The following is a 16,772-nucleotide window of genomic DNA, read 5'->3' as shown; positions in this document are numbered from 1 at the left end:
CTACGTTTAGTATTTTTTCAAGAGTTCCAAATAGACGGCAAAATACATTATAATTTTGTTACATATTTGTTAAGAAAGGTTACATGACTCTTAACAAAAGGAAATATTGTTTATGGTTGTTCCCCGTGAGAAGAATGCACCACATGAAGTTGTTATCGTTGGTGGTGGCTTTGGTGGATTGTATGCAGCAAAGGCTCTTGCTAAGGCAAAAGTAAATGTTACTCTCATTGATAAACGGAATTTTCATTTATTTCAGCCGCTTTTATATCAAGTTGCCACAGGTACACTATCACCTTCTGATATTTCCGCACCATTGCGATCTGTATTCAGCAAAAGCAAAAATACAAAAGTGTTGTTGGGAGAAGTAAGTGATATTAATCCCAAAGCGCAACAAGTTATTTTGGGTGATGAAATAGTCCCTTATGATACATTAATTCTGGCTACCGGTGCAAACCATTCCTATTTTGGTAAGGATAATTGGAAAGAATTTGCTCCTGGTTTGAAAACTGTGGAAGATGCCATAGAAATGCGTCGGCGGATATTTTCAGCATTTGAAGCCGCAGAAAAAGAAAGTGATCCGGTAAAACGTCGGGCTTTGTTGACTTTTGTGATTGTGGGCGGTGGTCCAACTGGTGTAGAATTGTCCGGTGCGATCGCTGAATTAGCATACCAAACCCTCAAAGAAGATTTCCGCAACATTGACACTTCAGAAACGAAAATTTTACTATTGCAAGGGGGCGATCGCATTCTCCCACACATTGCCCCAGAATTATCAAAAGTAGCAATAGAATCTTTACAAAAGTTGGGTGTGGTTATTCACACTCAAACCAGAGTCACAAATATTGAAAATGACATTGTTACTTTCAAGCAAAACGGTGAATTGACAGAAATTCCCTCAAGAACTATCTTGTGGGCAGCCGGTGTGCAAGGTTCAGCTTTGGGGAAAATTCTCGCAGAACGGACAGATGTAGAATGCGATTTCTCTGCCAGAGTAATTGTCGAACCTGACTTGACTATCAAGGATTATAAAAACATTTTCGTAATTGGAGACTTAGCTAATTTCTCCCATCAAAATGGTAAACCTTTACCCGGTGTTGCCCCCGTAGCCAAGCAAGAAGGAGAGTATGTAGGTAAACTCATTAAACGCCGGCTTCAAGGTCGGACTTTGCCAGAATTCAAATACAATGATGTGGGTAGTTTGGCAATGATTGGGCAAAATTTAGCCGTTGTAGATTTAGGCTTTATCAAACTCACAGGTTTCATTGCTTGGCTATTTTGGCTAGTAATTCACATCTACTTCTTAATTGAGTTTGACACTAAATTAGTGATAGTAATTCAATGGGCTTGGAATTATATTACTCGCAATCGTCGCTCTCGATTAATTACAGGAAAAGAGGCTTTTTTGGCAACAGAAACTGTTAATAATAGCAGTCATTCCCAGACTACAGAAAAGAAGCAACCAGCCAAACTCTAGAATTTGTGGTTTGTAGTACCACGGCATCAAATTCCATCTGCAAATCCGCCATTCCTTCAACACTGAATTCAATTAGTGTGAGGTGGCGGTTTTAATTGTGAAAATTGCCATATTTGTGCTATAATAAATCTAGTTTTATCAATTTACCAAAACTTTTGATAATGGCGACAAAAATCTATGACTAATCTCTTACAACAAGCTTATGCTGTCGTCTCACGGCTACCTGAAGATGAACAGAATGAAATTGCTCAACTGATTTTCCAGCAATTAGCACAGCGTCAAAAACTACTGCATCCAAAAATTATAGATTTTATGCAATTTGCTGGTATTGCCAGTGCAGAAGAAACTATACTTTTACAAAACCTCGAACATGAGATTGCAGAACAAAGATTATTATTTGCTTAAATTATTCTCTGTTGTTGGTTCTATACATATCATCCAAGGTACTTGTGCAAAAACTTCGTTCCATCCAGTAATCGGGACAATAACCTTTAAGCGTAAAGTACCTATAAGTAGGTCGGCGTTAAAAAATCAATCTATGTAACGAAATATAAATTAACGAATACCTTATAAATAGGGTGTTTCACGGTTTTTACAAAACTAAACATATATCGATTTTATTGGGCCGACTTACTTATCATCATTATTAACAATAATACAAGGTCGCGTTTTGCTAATTTCATCCCCTACTGTGGGATCAGCATTATACAGCCAAATTTCGCCTCTACGCATAATCTTGGTATTCATAAAAATCTTCATTACAAGTATCAATAAATTCTGTTAAACTGCTTTCTGTTTCATAATAAGAACGCATCATTTCCGCAGCAGCAGTTAAGCTCAGTTTTTGAGAATTTTGCATTTCTTCACGCATGAGTTTTAAGGCAAATTCTATTATCTCTAGTCTTTCGACATTAGGCATTTGTTTAATAGCTTCTAAAATTTGGGGGTTGATCATAATTTGTGGCAATTGTAAGTAGTTTCTATTTTAAAGTAAGATATACTGACTCTGCAACCTTCGTAGGTTGGGTTGAGGAAAGAAACCCAACACCATCCACCAGAATATTATAATTAATGTTGGGTTTCCTTGCGTCAACCCAACCTACGGGGTAAAATCAAGATTATAAAAACTTTAATCACAGGATATTTATAGTATGGAATATCGCCGCGCCAAAGTGGCAGGAGGAACATACTTTTTTACAGTCGTGACCCAGAAAAGACAAAAAATATTATGTCTACCAAAAAATGTTTCTTTATTAAGAGATGCTTTTGGTTATGTAATGCGGAAACATCCATTTATTATAGATGCTGTTGTTATTTTACCTGATCATCTCCACTGTATTTGGACTTTACCAGAAAATGATCATGATTTTTCTACCCGTTGGCGGTTAATTAAAAGTTATTTTAGTCGTCAATGTGAAACTATTTCACCAGAAAATATATCTGTATCTAGAAAAAATAAAAAACAACGGGCTATATGGCAATATCGTTTTTGGGAACATTTAATTAGAGATGAAATAGACTTTCAAAATCATGTTGAATATATTCATTATAATCCTGTGAAACATGGTTTGGTAACAGCACCAAAAGATTGGGAATATTCCAGTTTTCATCGCGCTGTGCGTCAAGGTATATATGACATGATGTGGGGTGCGGGTGAGGAAATTATTTTTGATGATGATATTGGAAAAGAGTAGGTTGGGTTGAATGAAATGAAACCCAACATTAAGCGCAAGATACCAATTATTTACTAAAATTGTTGTAGTCAAAAAGGCCAGCGTGGGTCATTAGGGTTTAATTCTCCATCAGCAACTAGTCCAGCTAGATACCCAAATTCCGCATCGTCATCATCATTGCTATAGCCATGATCATTATTATTTTCATCATCACTATTATCTATAGTGTTCAGAAACTTCTGATATATCTCTTCAAATTCTTTAGGCGTTAAAACTACCTCATCTTTCTTTAATTCTTTAATATAACTATCTCCTTCGTAAACGTATTTTCTAAAATTTATACTGAATACTTGTTGTTTAGGTTCTGTCCAAGGGAAAGTTGTAAAAAAATTGTTTAGAGTTGTGAGCATCTCCATCAGTTTTGATATACTCTCTCTTTGCTCATTACTGTATGAATTGGACTGATAATAATCTTTATCCAAAGCTAAATTTAAAAATTTTATCAACTGTTCGCTATTGTGATTGTTATTTATATTTTCGATTTTCCAGTTACCTCTGCGTACTAAGTCTCCTTCATTAGAAGTCCCACATAAATCGTGAGTCTTGAATGATAGAAAACGTTTAGCTTTTGTGAGTGTGTCCTCTAGAGGATGAACTTTGTCAAAGAATAGACGAGGTATAACGACTGGTTTTTCCTCAAATCTTGCACAACCAGTATCTCTCAAAATTATGAATTTCTCAAAGTAAAGTATGTATAAATCATAGTCATAGTCATATTCATTATCTGAACGAAGACTCTCTTTTGTGTAAGTACGATATTCTGGATAAATTTCTAATTTATCGTAACCAGGTAATATTTCAAGAATGTTCATTTTCTTATTGATAAATTTTCGTGGGTAGCTTGGAGTAGTAGTAAAATCTTACCAAGTATATTATAAGGAGTTAGAGTTGTTTAAATGAAACCAACCTACGTTTGCTAAAGTTAGTTATGCTGTAACCATTTCCGGCACTAAATTAGGGGATGTTGGTTTAAAATGTAAAACCATAATTTGATCTGAATTTAAAGCAACAAATTCATAAGCTTGTCCATTACTATCACTAAATTCTACTTCAAATACAGTACCATCTGCTAATAATTCCACTATTGTACCAACCTGACCACGCAGTAAGTTGTATTCAGGTAAGTCAACTGTTAATGCTACTACGTCTAGTAATTTGGGCATAATTTTAGTCATTTTTGATTACCTCATTATATTACAATTTAATATAGCAACTCGTTAATCTTGGAAAATCAGAACCAGGTTCTATAATCCAACAACTACGAATGTTTGCACTTTTATTTTCTCGTATTAAAGTAAAATCTACATAGTAACGTTGTCCATGTTGATCGCTTTTATTTAGGCACGCTTCTTGAATTTTAACTTGTTCCAAAATAATCTGGCGCAATTCTTCAGCATTTTCAGCATTCATACCCAAAATTGATGAAAAGAGACGAGCTTTATCCTTTCCTGTAGAATGATCTCGATTAAGGGAGTAGTCACGCAATTTACGAATGTCAACCACTGCTTTGTCAGCATTTGGAAGGAGATTGGAGTTTAATCTGATCATTTCTTCGAGGTTTACTCCTCTGTCTTCAATTTTTTGGCGTAATTCAGGTTCTTGCATCAACACAAAAGCCATGTCTCTCAATACGCGCTTTGTGTCCCATTCCTTTGATTTCCACAATTCTTCAGCTTCTTCTCTCCCAAAACTACTTGCAAACCGCTCATGGAATTCATTCTCATCAATCTCTTGTTTTCTAGCAAGTGCAGCATTACCATCTTTGATATCTTGCCTCATAGCTCTATATGTATGTTCAATCTCTTTCTGGAGATCCTTTTGTTCATCTGCTTCAGTGGCTTTATTCCTTCTTTCAAGAAGCTCATTAAGATAAAACATTTTCTGTTCTAAGTCTTTTCGTTTTTCCTCTGGATTTATCATAATTATTATTACACTCAATTACTATTGTATTGATTTTAACATCAATTAGTCTGAGAACGCAAGGAAAGCAAAGATAAAAATTCCGCCAAATCAACTAAACCTTCAGCTTCATTTCTTTCGGCTAAAGTCAATTCTTCACCAGCATCTTGACGATCTAATAAAAATTGTAACCGTGTTTGTACAGCTTCAGGAAGTTGAAAATAAGTCAAACTAACGGGTATCTCAATTACTTCAGTCATATAATATTTACCTACAGTTTAGAAAAATCTTCTACAATGTTATTCAGTTTATTTGAATATATTGCTATTAGATAAACGATTTTCATCTAAAGCATTAATCAAATATTCTCCTGTTTCTTGTTGTTCTTGTTCATCACTTTCATCTATCCAAGATTGAAGCACATTAACTATTTTCAATTGTTTTTCTTTTGGCATAATAGATTTTTGGAGAAGTTGCAGTGCATAAGTTTCCACAGAAAGTCCTTGCTGTTGTGCTTCCTGTATTAAATACTGTTCTAATTCTGGTGGTAAGCTGAGGGTTAGTGTCATAAATCTATTGTGGGTGACTTTATATATTGTAAACCTGCAAAAACAAAAAATTAACCCCAAAATACCAATAAGCGTTGTTGGGTTTCGTTCTTCAACCCAACCTACGATTTATAATTGATCGGATAACCTGCACACCTACATTTAGGCATGAACCTGTGACCGAAACTGGAAAATACAAAGATACCGTCAACTTACCCAAGACTAACTTCGATATGCGGGCAAACGCAATCAAGCGCGAACCCGAAATCCAAAAATTCTGGGAAGAAAACCACATTTATTCTCAACTGGCTGAAAACAACCCCGGCGAATTATTTATACTGCACGATGGGCCTCCCTATGCTAACGGCCAGTTGCATATTGGTCATGCTTTAAATAAGATTCTCAAAGATATTATTAACCGCTACCATTTGCTCCAAGGTCGTAAAATTCGCTACGTTCCCGGCTGGGATTGTCACGGATTGCCCATTGAGTTGAAAGTTCTGCAAAATATGAAACAGGCAGAACGGCAAAATCTCACACCTTTGCAATTGCGTCAAAAAGCCAAAGAGTTCGCACTGAAGACCGTAGACGAACAACGAGAAAGCTTTAAACGCTATGGGATTTGGGGTGACTGGGAAAATCCTTATTTAACCTTAAAACCAGAATACGAAGCCGCGCAAATTGGCGTTTTTGGGGAAATGTTCCTCAAAGGTTATATTTATCGCGGTTTAAAGCCTGTGCATTGGAGTCCTAGTTCTAAAACCGCTTTAGCAGAAGCTGAGTTAGAATATCCTGAAGGTCACGTTTCTCGCAGTATTTACGCCGCTTTTCGGGTGGTGAAGGTTGCGGAAGGGTTAAAAGCTAGTTTAGATGGCTTCTTGCCTGATTTGGGTGTGGCTGTGTGGACTACTACTCCTTGGACTATTCCCGGTAATTTGGCTGTGGCTGTGAATGGTGCGTTGGAGTATGCGGTTGTGGAGGTTTCGCGCAAAGACGCACAAGGAGCAAAGGCGCAAAGGGAATGCAGATCTCTGATTGTGGCGGCTGAGTTGGTTGATAGGTTGGCTGCGGTTTTGGATTGTGAGTTAACGGTAAAAGTTAAGTTCGCGGGGAAGGATTTGGAAGGTACTACTTATCGTCATCCTCTTTTTGACCGTGAAAGTCCGGTGGTGATTGGTGGTGATTATATCACTACTGAGTCGGGAACTGGGTTGGTTCATACTGCTCCTGGTCATGGTCAAGAGGACTACATTGTTGGTCAACGTTACTGTTTGCCGATTCTTGCCCCTGTTGATGATAGTGGTAATTTTACGGATGAAGCTGGTAAGTTTTCTGGCTTGAATGTTTTGGGCGATGGTAATCAAGCGATTATTGACGCTTTGCATGAAGCTGGTTCTCTGTTGAAGGAGGAAGCTTATCCTCACAAGTATCCTTATGATTGGAGAACGAAGAAGCCGACGATTTTCCGGGCTACTGAACAATGGTTTGCTTCTGTGGCTGGTTTTCGGGATGAGGCTTTAAAGGCTATTTCATCTGTGCGGTGGATTCCCGCACAAGGTGAAAACCGCATCACGCCGATGATAGCAGAAAGATCCGATTGGTGTATTTCTCGTCAACGTTCTTGGGGCGTGCCGATTCCGGTGTTTTATGATGAAGCGACTGGGGAAGTTTTGCTGAATGCGGACACGATTAACCACGTTCAAGCTATTATTGCCGAAAAGGGTTCTGATGCTTGGTGGGAGTTGTCGGTTGAGGAGTTGTTACCGGAAACATATCGCCATAATGGCAAGACTTACCGCCGGGGTACAGATACAATGGATGTTTGGTTTGATTCTGGTTCATCTTGGGCAGCGGTGGCGAAGCAAAGACCGGAGTTACGCTATCCTGCTGATATGTATTTGGAAGGTTCTGACCAACATCGCGGTTGGTTTCAATCTTCTTTGTTAACTAGTGTCGCGGTTAATGGCATTGCACCTTATAAAACTGTGTTAACTCATGGTTTCGTCTTGGATGAAAATGGCCGGAAAATGAGCAAATCGGTGGGAAATGTGGTAGACCCTCAATTGATGATTCAAGGTGGGACTAACCAAAAACAACAACCTGCTTATGGTGCGGATGTTTTGCGGTTGTGGGTTTCTTCCGTTGATTATTCTGGTGATGTGCGGTTGGGTGGTAACATCATCAAGCAATTAGCGGATGTGAGAAATAAGATTCGCAACACGGCGCGGTTTTTATTGGGGAGTTTGCATGATTTTGATCCTCTCAAAGATGCTGTAGCTTTTGATGATTTGCCAGATTTGGATAAGTATATGTTACACCGCATTCGTGAGGTGTTTAATGAGGTGACGGACGCTTTTGATAGTTTCCAGTTTTTCCGCTTTTTCCAAACTGTGCAGAATTTCTGCGTTGTGGATTTGTCGAACTTTTATTTAGATGTTGCGAAAGATAGATTATATATCAGTTCGGCTGATGCTTTCCGTCGTCGGAGTTGTCAAACGGTTTTGCAAATTGCTTTGGAGAATTTAGCGATCGCCATTGCTCCCGTTTTATGTCATACTGCGGAAGATATCTGGCAATTTATCCCCTACGAAACCCAATATAAATCAGTGTTTCAAGCTGGTTGGGTGCAGGTTGATGATAAATGGGAAAATACAGAATTAGCAGAATTTTGGAAAACACTGCGACGGATTCGTGGTGATGTTAATAAGGTTTTAGAACAAGCACGGACAGAAAAGTTAATTGGTTCTTCTTTAGAAGCTATTGCATTGATTTATCTTAGTGATGAAAAATTACGCGCTGCTATTGAACCTTTAAATGTTAGCACGAATGGAATTGATGAATTGCGGTATTTATTCCTCACTTCTGAAGTGCAATTATTAGATACTCCTGAGACATTAAAAGGATTGAAAACCCTGCGAGTTCAAGGTGAAGATAATTGGGATATTGGCGTAGTTAATGCCGCAGACTATGAACATGAAGGGAAATCTTATCACAAATGCGATCGCTGTTGGAATTATTCTACCCATGTGGGTGAATCAGCAGAACATCCTTTACTTTGTGAAAGATGTGTTCCCGCTTTAGCTGGAGAATTTTAAAATCATGTAAGGGTTTAGCAATGCTAAACCCCTACACGCAACAATGTTTTCCCTATCATACATAATCAGGACTTACGCACGAATCACGGAATATCTAACCACAGAGGCACAGAGGACACAGAGGAAAGAGGTTTTGAGGATATTTTGTGTAAGTCCTAATAATATGAAAACAAAAACTATGAAAACTCAAACAACTGTAGTTATAGAAACCTTACCAATGGTTTTGAAAATGCAACCAAATATTATTATAAGTGATGAGCAATTCTTTGAGTTTTGTCAATTAAACCGTGATTTAAGAATTGAACGTAATCAATTTGGAGATTTATTAATTATGTCACCTACAGATTTAGAAACAGGTGAACGTAATTTTAATTTAATTGGTGAATTAGGTATTTGGACAAAACAAAACGGTACAGGAGTAGGATTTGGTTCTAGTGGTGGTTTTACCTTACCCAATGGTGCAGTCCGTTCTCCTGACGCAGCTTGGATAAACCGCACAAAATGGGAAGCAATACCAGCAGAACAAAGGAAAAAATTTGCTCCTATTTGTCCTGAGTTCATTATTGAATTGCGTTCAGAAACTGATAATTTAAAGATTCTGCAAGAAAAGATGCAAGAATATATAGATAATGGTACACAATTAGGATGGTTAATTGATAGAAAACAACGGAAAGTATTTATTTATCGTCCCAATTGTGTAGTTGAAGAATTAGACAATCCCCAAACATTAACTGGTGAGAATTTATTACCCGGATTTGTTTTAGATTTAAGTCAGATTTGGTAATAAATAACAGTAGAACATAGATATTGTAAAAACTAATAAATCTATTAATTCATCTGCGTTCATCTGCGTTCAATCATTCGTAATAAATAAATTGTATTCCAGCTTTAGCGAGAGAATTTTCCCTCTAATCTTGATTGAAAAGAATTTGGTTGAATTAAACAATAAGAATCAAGACGATATTCTGGGGGGGCGATTTTTTTAGCTAACTTTGCTAAAATGGGTTTTGGGACTTCAGCAGTATGACGTTGGGTTAATACTGGCATTTCTTGCCAACAACTCCGGCAAAACCAGTAATTTTCAGCACCACGGATATGGTGTAAAAGAAAGTCGGAACAGCAAGGGCATTGGGGCATAATAGTTTCAAGTCCTTTGTTAAAAGTGTTCGGCTAAATCCAGTCATGTAATAAATTGAGATAAAATAAAACTTGTTATGTATATTCCTTAATTTTAACTCTCAAGCAGGGGGGAATTATGAGAATACTTACAAGAACAATATATTACGTAATATTTCGCTATATTAGCTATACATTTATTTATACTCTAAACTAGAGTAATCTTAAATGGAGGATGCCATTTAGACATCTGGTAGTCAATCCCGTTCCCTGCTATATATCCTCGCAACATCCTCAAACTCTCCGTGCATAAACAGAATGGGTTCTGAATTAAATAACAGTAGCTATTTAAGGAATCTCAGAATATGTTGGAAATTAAACGCAATCAAGAAAATAGCCAAATTCATCAAGAAGCTTTAGTATTACCCTTTAATGCTGTGGGAATTGCAGATATTCCCCTAGTAGGTGGTAAAAACGCTTCCTTAGGGGAAATGATTCAACAACTAAGTTCCCAAGGTGTGAAAGTTCCCACGGGATTTGCGACTACGGCTTATGCTTATAGATACTTTATTACTGGGGCTGGTTTAGAAGTAAAACTGAGGAAGATTTTTGCAGATTTAGATGTGGAGGATATGGCTAATTTGCAAGAATGTGGCAAACAAGCCAGATCATTAATGTTAGAAACCCCATTTCCGCTAGAATTGCAAGAAGCGATCGCTAAATCCTATCAAAATCTCTGTCAAGAATATAGTATAGATACTGATGTGGCTGTTCGTTCTAGTGCCACAGCCGAAGACTTACCAGACGCTAGTTTTGCGGGACAACAGGAAACTTACCTGAATGTTCATGGCATTAAAAGCGTATTAGAATCTTGCCATAAATGCTTTGCTTCTATCTTCACAGACAGGGCTATTTCCTACCGACAAATTAGAGGTTTTGATCATTTTGAAGTAGCATTATCAGTGGGTGTCCAAAAAATGGTTCGGTCCGATTTAGCCTCTTCTGGGGTGATGTTTTCCATAGACACCGAAACAGGTTTTCAAAATGCTGCTTTAATTACCGCTGCTTATGGTTTAGGTGAAAACATCGTTCAAGGTGCAGTTAACCCCGATGAATATTTGGTATTTAAACCAACTTTAAAACAAGGATATAAACCCATTCTCCAAAAACGGTTGGGAACAAAAGAAATTAAAATGGTTTATGATCTAGGTGGGTCAAAATTAACTAAAAATATTTCTGTCCCTCAACTTGAACGTCATCAATTTGCCCTCAATGATCAAGAAATCCTCCAACTAGCAGAATGGACTTGTATCATTGAAGATCATTATTCCCAAGTTCGGGGAATAGCCACACCAATGGATATTGAATGGGCAAAAGATGGGATAACAGGAGAATTATTTATTGTCCAAGCTAGACCAGAAACCGTTCAATCTCAAAAATCAAAAACCGTTCTCAGGACTTATCAACTCCAAGAAAAAAGTAAAGTTTTGTTAACAGGTCGCAGCGTTGGCGAAATGATCGGTCAAGGTAAAGCTAGAGTTATTCTAGATGTACCAGAAATTAATCTCTTTCAAGCCGGCGAAGTGTTAGTTACTAACCGCACAGACCCCGACTGGGAACCGATTATGAAAAAAGCCAGTGCTATTGTCACTAACTCTGGGGGACGGACTTGTTTTGATGGAGAGACAAAAATTCTCACCAATCAAGGTTTTATGACCATTCAGCAGATTTATGAACAAGGATATCAAGGATTATCAACTTTAGCCCTCAACACCAAAACCCATCAAATGGAATGGAAACCCATTGAAGATGCCATGAAACGGACATCTAAAACAATTGGTGTGAGTGTATCTCAAACTGGGAAAGTCACAGATAATATCCTGCGATTAACTCCTGATCATAAAATGGTCAACCTTAGGAATGGTGAATATACCAAAACTGAGATTCAAGAAATGTTAGATACTCAGGAAATGGTGCTTGTATCTCAGAATATTCCCACATTGGGTGACAACAAAAATCAAGAGGCTGATTTAGCTTATCTGATTGGGGGAATCATCACAGACGGTTCAATTTACACTAGTCGAACTCGTGGGGAAGTCCAGTTTATTCAAAAATGTTTACCAGAAAAACAAGCATTCATAGCTACTATGAATGACAAAATGAATACTGTTTATGGTAAATCTTTTACTCCTTGTGAGAAACCAGTATCTTCAGGTTACATCCGAGGAAAACAGGTAAAAGGACAAGCTACAGCTTATCGTGTTTATTCTAAAGCTATAGCTTACGACTTAAAACAAAAAGAACAACAGATTACCCAAATTCTTCTAGAAAACACTTCAGAAGTTTCTTATCACTTTTTGGGGGGTGTAATTGATGGTGATGGTTGCTATGCTAATAATCGCATTAACATCTATATCTCTGAAGAAAACTTACTACAAGCTGTGATTATTGCTTGTTTAAAAATCAACACTGTTCCTCAAGTTACCAGAAATCGTCATATCTACAATGTCCAAATTGTAGAAAAATTAGAGCAAATTTTAGAATATACCCAACGAGTCAAGGGAGAAGTTACTCCAAGAACTATTCAAACCCGTTTCTTTGCTACTAATCAACTATTTGATGACAATGTTACAGGACAAATCAAACTTAGAAAAGATAAAAATCTCCTAATTTCTGATAAACAACTCCGTGAAATAGGTCAATTTGAACAACTTCTGCAAGGTGATATTCGGATGCAACGAGTTGTTAAAGTTGTAGATGAAGTAGACGCTGAAGTTTATAATATTACTGTTGCGAATCATCATAATTATCTAGTTTTCACGGATAAATATACTCCTGTAGTTGTTTGTAACTGTCATGCAGCAATTATTGCCAGAGAAATGGGTATTCCTGCTATAGTTGGTTGTGGGAATGCGACTACAGTTTTAGAAACTGGACAAGAAATTACTGTGAGTTGTGCGGAAGGAGAAACAGGTCAAGTTTATGCGGGTTTATTACACTTTGAAATTCAAGAATTACCATTAGATAACTTACCTCGAACCCGCACTAAAATTATGATGAATGTGGGTAATCCTGAAGAAGCTTTAGGTTTAACCGCAATTCCTAATGATGGTGTTGGTTTAGCGAGAATGGAATTTATCATTGCTAACCATATTAAAGCCCATCCTTTAGCATTATTACATTTTGACGAATTAGAAGACGAACTTGCCAAATATAAAATTAGCGAATTAACGGCACAATATGAAGATAAAGCCGAATTCTTTATTGCCAAATTAGCGCAAGGTATCGGCACAATTGCCGCAGCATTTTATCCCAAACCTGTAATTGTGAGATTGTCTGATTTCAAAAGTAATGAATATGCTAATCTTTTAGGAGGTAGACAATTTGAACCCAAAGAAGAAAATCCCATGATTGGTTGGCGTGGTGCTTCTCGTTATTATGATCCTCGTTATCGTGAAGGTTTTGCATTAGAATGTCAAGCTATGAAACGGGTACGAGAAGAAATGGGTTTAACCAATATGATTCTCATGGTTCCTTTCTGTCGCACTCCCCAAGAAGGAAAACGGGTATTAGCAGAAATGGCAAAAAATGGCTTAGTCAAAGGTGAAAATGGCTTAGAAGTTTACGTCATGTGCGAGTTACCCAGTAACGTTTTATTAGCTGATGAATTTAGTCAGGTTTTTGATGGTTTCTCCATTGGTTCTAATGATTTAACCCAATTAACATTAGGATTAGATCGAGATTCTGAATTAGTGGCACATTTATTTGATGAACGCAATGAAGCTGTTAAAAGAATAATAGCAAAAGCCATAACTACTGTTAAACAAAATAATCGCAAAATTGGTATTTGTGGACAAGCACCCAGTGATTATCCAGAATTTGCTCGTTTTTTAGTTGAACAAGGCATAGATTCTATTAGTCTCAACCCTGATTCTGTGATTAAGACAATGTTAGAAATTGCGAAAGCAGAAACAGGGGAATAGGGGAATAGGTAATTGGTAATTGGTGATTGGTAATAGGTAATTGGTAACAGTTTTACAACTAACAACTGACAACTGTACGGGCGAAGCATTTGGGGAACTATTTTTGGCAATGACCGATAATTTATCTTCCAAATGCTTCGCCCCTACTAACAACTGACAACTGTACGGGCGAAGCATTTGGGGAACTATTTTTGGCAATGACCGATAATTTATCTTCCAAATGCTTCGCCCCTACTAACAACTGACAACTGTACGGGCGAAGCATTTGGGGAACTATTTTTGGCAATGACCGATAATTTATCTTCCAAATGCTTCGCCCCTACTAACAACTGACAACTGTACGGGCGAAGCATTTGCAGAACTATTTTTGGCAATGACCGATAATTTATCTTCCAAATGCTTCGCCCCTACTAACAACTGACAACTGTACGGGCGAAGCATTTGCAGAACTATTTTTGGCAATGACCGATAATTTATCTTCCAAATGCTTCGCCCCTACTGACAACTGACCACTGTACGGGCGAAGCATTTGGGGAACTATTTTTGGCAATGACCGATAATTTATCTTCCAAATGCTTCGCCCCTACTAACAACTGACAACTGTACGGGCGAAGCATTTGGGGAACTATTTTTGGCAATGACCGATAATTTATCTTCCAAATGCTTCGCCCCTACTGACAACTGACCACTGTACGGGCGAAGCATTTGGGGAACTATTTTTGGCAATGACCGATAATTTATCTTCCAAATGCTTCGCCCCTACTAACAACTGACAACTGTACGGGCGAAGCATTTGCAGAACTATTTTTGGCAATGACCGATAATTTATCTTCCAAATGCTTCGCCCCTACTGACAACTGACCACTGTACGGGCGAAGCATTTGGGGAACTATTTTTGGCAATGACCGATAATTTATCTTGCAAATGCTTCGCCCCTACTGACAACTGACAACTGTACGGGCGAAGCATTTGGGGAACTATTTTTGGCAATGACCGATAATTTATCTTGCAAATGCTTCGCCCCTACTGACAACTGACAACTAACAACTGACCAATATGCAAACAAAAAATGTAGAGTTGGATCTCTCAGATCCTTGTTTTTTACTTACCACATTACAAGAACTTCGTCAATCTGTTGATCAGGAAGGCAGGGAAATATTTGAACGCTGGAAAAAGCAAATTCACCGACAATCTTTTATTAATAGTAGTCTCAATCTTGCCTATTATTTGGCACTGAGAAGACACGATTTACGAGAACTGCAAGCGGCTTTAATGCCTTGGGGTTTGTCCTCATTGGGGAGGATAGAAGCTAAGGTTTTACCTACCTTAGATGCGGTGATTGCCACCTTACAGGCAGTTTGTCACACAGATAATGATTCTATCATTATACATCCACCTTTGGACGCATTTTTTGAGGGCGATCGCCTTCTCCAACAAAATACCGAAGATTTATTTGGTAACACCCTCGATAACCGTCGAGTTAGAATCATGGTAACGTTGCCAAATGAAGCCGCTACCAATTACGAATTTCTGCGGGATATCATTCGGCAAGGAACCAATTGTGTGAGAATTAATTGCGCCCATGATACCCCCGGTGAATGGTTAGCCATGATTAACAATGTCAAACAAGCAGAATTAGAATTAGAATCTTCTTGTAAAATTCTCATGGATTTGAGTGGTCCCAAAACCAGAATTAAATTTGTTCTTACCCCCAGTCCCAAACAACGAATATTTAAAGGTGAATCTCTCCTCCTTACCCATGAGTTACCCACTACTATTGATTCTGAATTTTTTCAAGCCAGTTGCACAATTCCAGAAGTATTAAAACAACTGAAAATTGGTACAATAGTCTGGATTGATGATGGCCGGATTGGTGCTTGTGTTGAGTCAATTACATCTGAGGGAGTATGGTTAAAAATTACCCATGCCCGTCTTAAAGGTGAAAAACTATTACCAGAAAAAGGCATTAATTTTCCTGACACTGAATTACATTTGAGTTCTTTAACAGAAAAAGATCAACAAGATTTAGATTTTATTACCACTCATGCTAATCAAGTTAATATTATCGGCTATTCCTATGTGCAAACACCCGCAGATATTCAGCTTTTACAACAGGAATTAGCGGTAAGATTACCAGAAAATTCTCCCACACCTGCCATAGTGGCGAAAATCGAAACACCCTTAGCCGTTAGCAATTTGCCAGAATTAATTATTCAAGCCGCTGGAAAACAACCCTTTGGAATTATGATTGCCAGAGGAGATTTGGCGCTGGAAATTGGTTATCAACGACTGGCGGAAATTCAAGAGGAGATATTATGGTTATGTGAGGCTGCCCATATCCCCGTAATTTGGGCAACTCAAGTCTTAGAAAATCTCGTCAAACATGGAATGCCTTCACGGGCAGAAATCACTGATGCTGCCATGTCAGAACGGGCAGAGTGTGTCATGCTCAATAAGGGTGATTATATTATTGAAGCTGTGGCTATTTTAGATGATGTTCTCACCAGAATGCAAGCCCACCAAGTTAAAAAAACACCCCAACTACGGGCTTTACATTCTTGGTAATTGGTAATAGAAAATAGACATCTGGTGAAAATTAAATATGCGTGACTTACAACCCTTGTAGAGATGTTCCATGGAACGTCTCTACGTTCTTTTGTGGAGATGTCTAAGAGGTTGTTTGAAAAGTATTAGATGAAACCGATAATCTCCAAAAACCTAACCCCCCAGCCCCCCTTCCCTACGAGGGAAGGGGGGTTTCAAAGCCTCTCCCCTTGCAGGGGAGAGGTTTGGAGAGGGGTCAGTCTATACATTCAAAACTTTTCAAACACCCTCTAATATATCCAAAGTTCTCTCCTGTCAATGTGGTTACAAAACTATATATTTAAATTGTGAATACTTACTATTTGAAATGTTTACAAAAT

General features: G+C 37.9%; 25 protein-coding genes. 7 read left to right on the top strand and 18 right to left on the bottom strand.

What is annotated here, in order from left to right; all coding sequences use genetic code 11:
• Nucleotides 1–112: 112 nt before the first annotated feature.
• Nucleotides 113–1,474, top strand: a complete 1,362-nt coding sequence (locus BMF77_RS02800) for an NAD(P)/FAD-dependent oxidoreductase (RefSeq protein ID WP_148760469.1) — start codon at nucleotides 113–115, stop codon at nucleotides 1,472–1,474.
• A gap of 177 nt (nucleotides 1,475–1,651) precedes the next feature.
• Nucleotides 1,652–1,879: a hypothetical protein gene (locus BMF77_RS02795; protein ID WP_148760467.1), complete on the top strand. Its 228-nt coding sequence runs from the start codon at nucleotides 1,652–1,654 to the stop codon at nucleotides 1,877–1,879.
• A 225-nt stretch (nucleotides 1,880–2,104) separates the two neighbouring features.
• Here the strand turns inward: BMF77_RS02795 and BMF77_RS02785 are convergent, their stop codons facing one another.
• Together BMF77_RS02785 and BMF77_RS02780 are read right to left on the bottom strand one after the other, a co-directional pair.
• Complete coding sequence (locus BMF77_RS02785; protein ID WP_148760465.1) at nucleotides 2,105–2,206, bottom strand: type II toxin-antitoxin system PemK/MazF family toxin; 102 nt, start codon at nucleotides 2,204–2,206, stop codon at nucleotides 2,105–2,107.
• Nucleotides 2,199–2,429: a hypothetical protein gene (locus BMF77_RS02780; protein WP_148760463.1), complete on the bottom strand. Its 231-nt coding sequence runs from the start codon at nucleotides 2,427–2,429 to the stop codon at nucleotides 2,199–2,201. Before BMF77_RS02780 ends, BMF77_RS02785 begins: the two co-directional genes overlap by 8 nt.
• 196 nt (nucleotides 2,430–2,625) lie before the next feature.
• Between BMF77_RS02780 and BMF77_RS02775 the strand changes: the two genes are divergently transcribed.
• A complete protein-coding gene (locus BMF77_RS02775) occupies nucleotides 2,626–3,168 on the top strand; it encodes a transposase (protein ID WP_148760461.1) in 543 nt (180 codons plus the stop codon).
• Between the two features lie 68 nt (nucleotides 3,169–3,236).
• Here the strand turns inward: BMF77_RS02775 and BMF77_RS02770 are convergent, their stop codons facing one another.
• From BMF77_RS02770 to BMF77_RS02750, 5 genes are all read right to left on the bottom strand, one after another.
• Nucleotides 3,237–4,019: a hypothetical protein gene (locus tag BMF77_RS02770; RefSeq protein ID WP_148760459.1), complete on the bottom strand. Its 783-nt coding sequence runs from the start codon at nucleotides 4,017–4,019 to the stop codon at nucleotides 3,237–3,239.
• Nucleotides 4,020–4,133: 114 nt separating this feature from the next.
• The gene (locus BMF77_RS02765) at nucleotides 4,134–4,382 is read right to left on the bottom strand and encodes a DUF4926 domain-containing protein (RefSeq protein WP_148760457.1); all 249 of its coding nucleotides are present in this window, start codon (nucleotides 4,380–4,382) and stop codon (nucleotides 4,134–4,136) included.
• Nucleotides 4,383–4,401: 19 nt separating this feature from the next.
• Nucleotides 4,402–5,127 (bottom strand): DUF6883 domain-containing protein, encoded by a 726-nt coding sequence (locus BMF77_RS27630; RefSeq protein WP_246863052.1) that lies wholly within the window; start codon nucleotides 5,125–5,127, stop codon nucleotides 4,402–4,404.
• A gap of 41 nt (nucleotides 5,128–5,168) precedes the next feature.
• Entirely contained in the window at nucleotides 5,169–5,366 is a 198-nt protein-coding gene (locus BMF77_RS02755) for a hypothetical protein (protein WP_148760455.1), read from the bottom strand.
• 48 nt (nucleotides 5,367–5,414) lie between these two features.
• Nucleotides 5,415–5,675: a hypothetical protein gene (locus BMF77_RS02750; RefSeq protein ID WP_148760453.1), complete on the bottom strand. Its 261-nt coding sequence runs from the start codon at nucleotides 5,673–5,675 to the stop codon at nucleotides 5,415–5,417.
• A 155-nt stretch (nucleotides 5,676–5,830) separates the two neighbouring features.
• Here BMF77_RS02750 and ileS point away from each other — a divergent pair, with 155 nt between their 5' ends.
• Both ileS and BMF77_RS02740 read left to right on the top strand, forming a co-directional pair.
• Complete coding sequence (ileS, locus tag BMF77_RS02745; protein ID WP_148760451.1) at nucleotides 5,831–8,749, top strand: isoleucine--tRNA ligase; 2,919 nt, start codon at nucleotides 5,831–5,833, stop codon at nucleotides 8,747–8,749.
• Nucleotides 8,750–8,927: 178 nt separating this feature from the next.
• Nucleotides 8,928–9,533 carry a Uma2 family endonuclease gene (locus tag BMF77_RS02740; RefSeq protein ID WP_148760449.1) on the top strand — a complete coding sequence of 202 codons (606 nt, stop codon included), beginning with the start codon at nucleotides 8,928–8,930 and terminating at the stop codon, nucleotides 9,531–9,533.
• Between the two features lie 104 nt (nucleotides 9,534–9,637).
• Here the strand turns inward: BMF77_RS02740 and BMF77_RS02735 are convergent, their stop codons facing one another.
• Nucleotides 9,638–9,886 (bottom strand): hypothetical protein, encoded by a 249-nt coding sequence (locus BMF77_RS02735; RefSeq protein ID WP_148760447.1) that lies wholly within the window; start codon nucleotides 9,884–9,886, stop codon nucleotides 9,638–9,640.
• Between the two features lie 344 nt (nucleotides 9,887–10,230).
• On the opposite strand from BMF77_RS02735, the gene ppsA reads away from it, so the two are divergent.
• Nucleotides 10,231–13,848 (top strand): phosphoenolpyruvate synthase, encoded by a 3,618-nt coding sequence (gene ppsA, locus BMF77_RS02730; RefSeq protein WP_148760445.1) that lies wholly within the window; start codon nucleotides 10,231–10,233, stop codon nucleotides 13,846–13,848.
• Here the strand turns inward: ppsA and BMF77_RS27625 are convergent.
• The 10 genes from BMF77_RS27625 to BMF77_RS27605 are packed head-to-tail and all read right to left on the bottom strand — an operon-like array spanning nucleotide 13,816 to nucleotide 14,817.
• A complete protein-coding gene (locus BMF77_RS27625; protein ID WP_235081774.1) occupies nucleotides 13,816–14,025 on the bottom strand; it encodes a hypothetical protein in 210 nt (69 codons plus the stop codon). The genes ppsA and BMF77_RS27625 overlap by 33 nt on opposite strands.
• Nucleotides 13,970–14,113, bottom strand: a complete 144-nt coding sequence (locus BMF77_RS26450; RefSeq protein WP_158310545.1) for a hypothetical protein — start codon at nucleotides 14,111–14,113, stop codon at nucleotides 13,970–13,972. Before BMF77_RS26450 ends, BMF77_RS27625 begins: the two co-directional genes overlap by 56 nt.
• Nucleotides 14,058–14,201: a hypothetical protein gene (locus BMF77_RS27170; protein WP_158310545.1), complete on the bottom strand. Its 144-nt coding sequence runs from the start codon at nucleotides 14,199–14,201 to the stop codon at nucleotides 14,058–14,060. The genes BMF77_RS26450 and BMF77_RS27170 overlap by 56 nt, the downstream gene beginning before the upstream one ends.
• Nucleotides 14,146–14,289 (bottom strand): hypothetical protein, encoded by a 144-nt coding sequence (locus BMF77_RS27620; RefSeq protein ID WP_168204385.1) that lies wholly within the window; start codon nucleotides 14,287–14,289, stop codon nucleotides 14,146–14,148. The genes BMF77_RS27170 and BMF77_RS27620 overlap by 56 nt, the downstream gene beginning before the upstream one ends.
• Nucleotides 14,234–14,377 carry a hypothetical protein gene (locus tag BMF77_RS26440; protein ID WP_168204384.1) on the bottom strand — a complete coding sequence of 48 codons (144 nt, stop codon included), beginning with the start codon at nucleotides 14,375–14,377 and terminating at the stop codon, nucleotides 14,234–14,236. The genes BMF77_RS27620 and BMF77_RS26440 overlap by 56 nt, the downstream gene beginning before the upstream one ends.
• Nucleotides 14,322–14,465 (bottom strand): hypothetical protein, encoded by a 144-nt coding sequence (locus BMF77_RS02715; RefSeq protein ID WP_246863050.1) that lies wholly within the window; start codon nucleotides 14,463–14,465, stop codon nucleotides 14,322–14,324. The genes BMF77_RS26440 and BMF77_RS02715 overlap by 56 nt, the downstream gene beginning before the upstream one ends.
• Nucleotides 14,410–14,553: a hypothetical protein gene (locus BMF77_RS27615; protein WP_246863051.1), complete on the bottom strand. Its 144-nt coding sequence runs from the start codon at nucleotides 14,551–14,553 to the stop codon at nucleotides 14,410–14,412. The genes BMF77_RS02715 and BMF77_RS27615 overlap by 56 nt, the downstream gene beginning before the upstream one ends.
• Entirely contained in the window at nucleotides 14,498–14,641 is a 144-nt protein-coding gene (locus BMF77_RS02710; RefSeq protein WP_246863050.1) for a hypothetical protein, read from the bottom strand. The genes BMF77_RS27615 and BMF77_RS02710 overlap by 56 nt, the downstream gene beginning before the upstream one ends.
• Nucleotides 14,586–14,729, bottom strand: coding sequence for a hypothetical protein (locus BMF77_RS27610; RefSeq protein ID WP_168204384.1), 144 nt, complete (start codon nucleotides 14,727–14,729; stop codon nucleotides 14,586–14,588). The genes BMF77_RS02710 and BMF77_RS27610 overlap by 56 nt, the downstream gene beginning before the upstream one ends.
• Complete coding sequence (locus BMF77_RS27605; RefSeq protein ID WP_246863049.1) at nucleotides 14,674–14,817, bottom strand: hypothetical protein; 144 nt, start codon at nucleotides 14,815–14,817, stop codon at nucleotides 14,674–14,676. The genes BMF77_RS27610 and BMF77_RS27605 overlap by 56 nt, the downstream gene beginning before the upstream one ends.
• An 87-nt stretch (nucleotides 14,818–14,904) precedes the next feature.
• On the opposite strand from BMF77_RS27605, the gene BMF77_RS02700 reads away from it, so the two are divergent.
• Nucleotides 14,905–16,413, top strand: coding sequence for a pyruvate kinase (locus BMF77_RS02700; RefSeq protein WP_148760441.1), 1,509 nt, complete (start codon nucleotides 14,905–14,907; stop codon nucleotides 16,411–16,413).
• The last annotated feature ends 359 nt before the right edge of the window (nucleotides 16,414–16,772 follow it).

It is taken from the genome of Dolichospermum sp. UHCC 0315A (genome assembly GCF_008121535.1).
Taxonomy (GTDB): domain Bacteria; phylum Cyanobacteriota; class Cyanobacteriia; order Cyanobacteriales; family Nostocaceae; genus Dolichospermum; species Dolichospermum lemmermannii.
Note: the sequence above shows the minus strand (reverse complement) of the source record. Positions and strands in the feature narration are given on the sequence as shown.

What these genes read in the sequence shown, in the direction of transcription:
- BMF77_RS02800 (WP_148760469.1), top strand. Translation starts at nt 113, where the DNA reads ATGGTTGTTCCCCGTGAGAAGAATGCACCACATGAAGTTGTTATCGTT.
- BMF77_RS02795 (WP_148760467.1), top strand. Translation starts at nt 1,652, where the DNA reads ATGACTAATCTCTTACAACAAGCTTATGCTGTCGTCTCACGGCTACCT.
- BMF77_RS02785 (WP_148760465.1), bottom strand. Translation starts at nt 2,206, where the DNA reads ATGCGTAGAGGCGAAATTTGGCTGTATAATGCTGATCCCACAGTAGGG.
- BMF77_RS02780 (WP_148760463.1), bottom strand. Translation starts at nt 2,429, where the DNA reads ATGATCAACCCCCAAATTTTAGAAGCTATTAAACAAATGCCTAATGTC.
- BMF77_RS02775 (WP_148760461.1), top strand. Translation starts at nt 2,626, where the DNA reads ATGGAATATCGCCGCGCCAAAGTGGCAGGAGGAACATACTTTTTTACA.
- BMF77_RS02770 (WP_148760459.1), bottom strand. Translation starts at nt 4,019, where the DNA reads ATGAACATTCTTGAAATATTACCTGGTTACGATAAATTAGAAATTTAT.
- BMF77_RS02765 (WP_148760457.1), bottom strand. Translation starts at nt 4,382, where the DNA reads ATGACTAAAATTATGCCCAAATTACTAGACGTAGTAGCATTAACAGTT.
- BMF77_RS27630 (WP_246863052.1), bottom strand. Translation starts at nt 5,127, where the DNA reads ATGATAAATCCAGAGGAAAAACGAAAAGACTTAGAACAGAAAATGTTT.
- BMF77_RS02755 (WP_148760455.1), bottom strand. Translation starts at nt 5,366, where the DNA reads ATGACTGAAGTAATTGAGATACCCGTTAGTTTGACTTATTTTCAACTT.
- BMF77_RS02750 (WP_148760453.1), bottom strand. Translation starts at nt 5,675, where the DNA reads ATGACACTAACCCTCAGCTTACCACCAGAATTAGAACAGTATTTAATA.
- BMF77_RS02740 (WP_148760449.1), top strand. Translation starts at nt 8,928, where the DNA reads ATGAAAACTCAAACAACTGTAGTTATAGAAACCTTACCAATGGTTTTG.
- BMF77_RS02735 (WP_148760447.1), bottom strand. Translation starts at nt 9,886, where the DNA reads ATGCCCCAATGCCCTTGCTGTTCCGACTTTCTTTTACACCATATCCGT.
- ppsA (WP_148760445.1), top strand. Translation starts at nt 10,231, where the DNA reads ATGTTGGAAATTAAACGCAATCAAGAAAATAGCCAAATTCATCAAGAA.
- BMF77_RS27625 (WP_235081774.1), bottom strand. Translation starts at nt 14,025, where the DNA reads ATGCTTCGCCCGTACAGTTGTCAGTTGTTAGTAGGGGCGAAGCATTTG.
- BMF77_RS26450 (WP_158310545.1), bottom strand. Translation starts at nt 14,113, where the DNA reads ATGCTTCGCCCGTACAGTTGTCAGTTGTTAGTAGGGGCGAAGCATTTG.
- BMF77_RS27170 (WP_158310545.1), bottom strand. Translation starts at nt 14,201, where the DNA reads ATGCTTCGCCCGTACAGTTGTCAGTTGTTAGTAGGGGCGAAGCATTTG.
- BMF77_RS27620 (WP_168204385.1), bottom strand. Translation starts at nt 14,289, where the DNA reads ATGCTTCGCCCGTACAGTTGTCAGTTGTTAGTAGGGGCGAAGCATTTG.
- BMF77_RS26440 (WP_168204384.1), bottom strand. Translation starts at nt 14,377, where the DNA reads ATGCTTCGCCCGTACAGTGGTCAGTTGTCAGTAGGGGCGAAGCATTTG.
- BMF77_RS02715 (WP_246863050.1), bottom strand. Translation starts at nt 14,465, where the DNA reads ATGCTTCGCCCGTACAGTTGTCAGTTGTTAGTAGGGGCGAAGCATTTG.
- BMF77_RS27615 (WP_246863051.1), bottom strand. Translation starts at nt 14,553, where the DNA reads ATGCTTCGCCCGTACAGTGGTCAGTTGTCAGTAGGGGCGAAGCATTTG.
- BMF77_RS02710 (WP_246863050.1), bottom strand. Translation starts at nt 14,641, where the DNA reads ATGCTTCGCCCGTACAGTTGTCAGTTGTTAGTAGGGGCGAAGCATTTG.
- BMF77_RS27610 (WP_168204384.1), bottom strand. Translation starts at nt 14,729, where the DNA reads ATGCTTCGCCCGTACAGTGGTCAGTTGTCAGTAGGGGCGAAGCATTTG.
- BMF77_RS27605 (WP_246863049.1), bottom strand. Translation starts at nt 14,817, where the DNA reads ATGCTTCGCCCGTACAGTTGTCAGTTGTCAGTAGGGGCGAAGCATTTG.
- BMF77_RS02700 (WP_148760441.1), top strand. Translation starts at nt 14,905, where the DNA reads ATGCAAACAAAAAATGTAGAGTTGGATCTCTCAGATCCTTGTTTTTTA.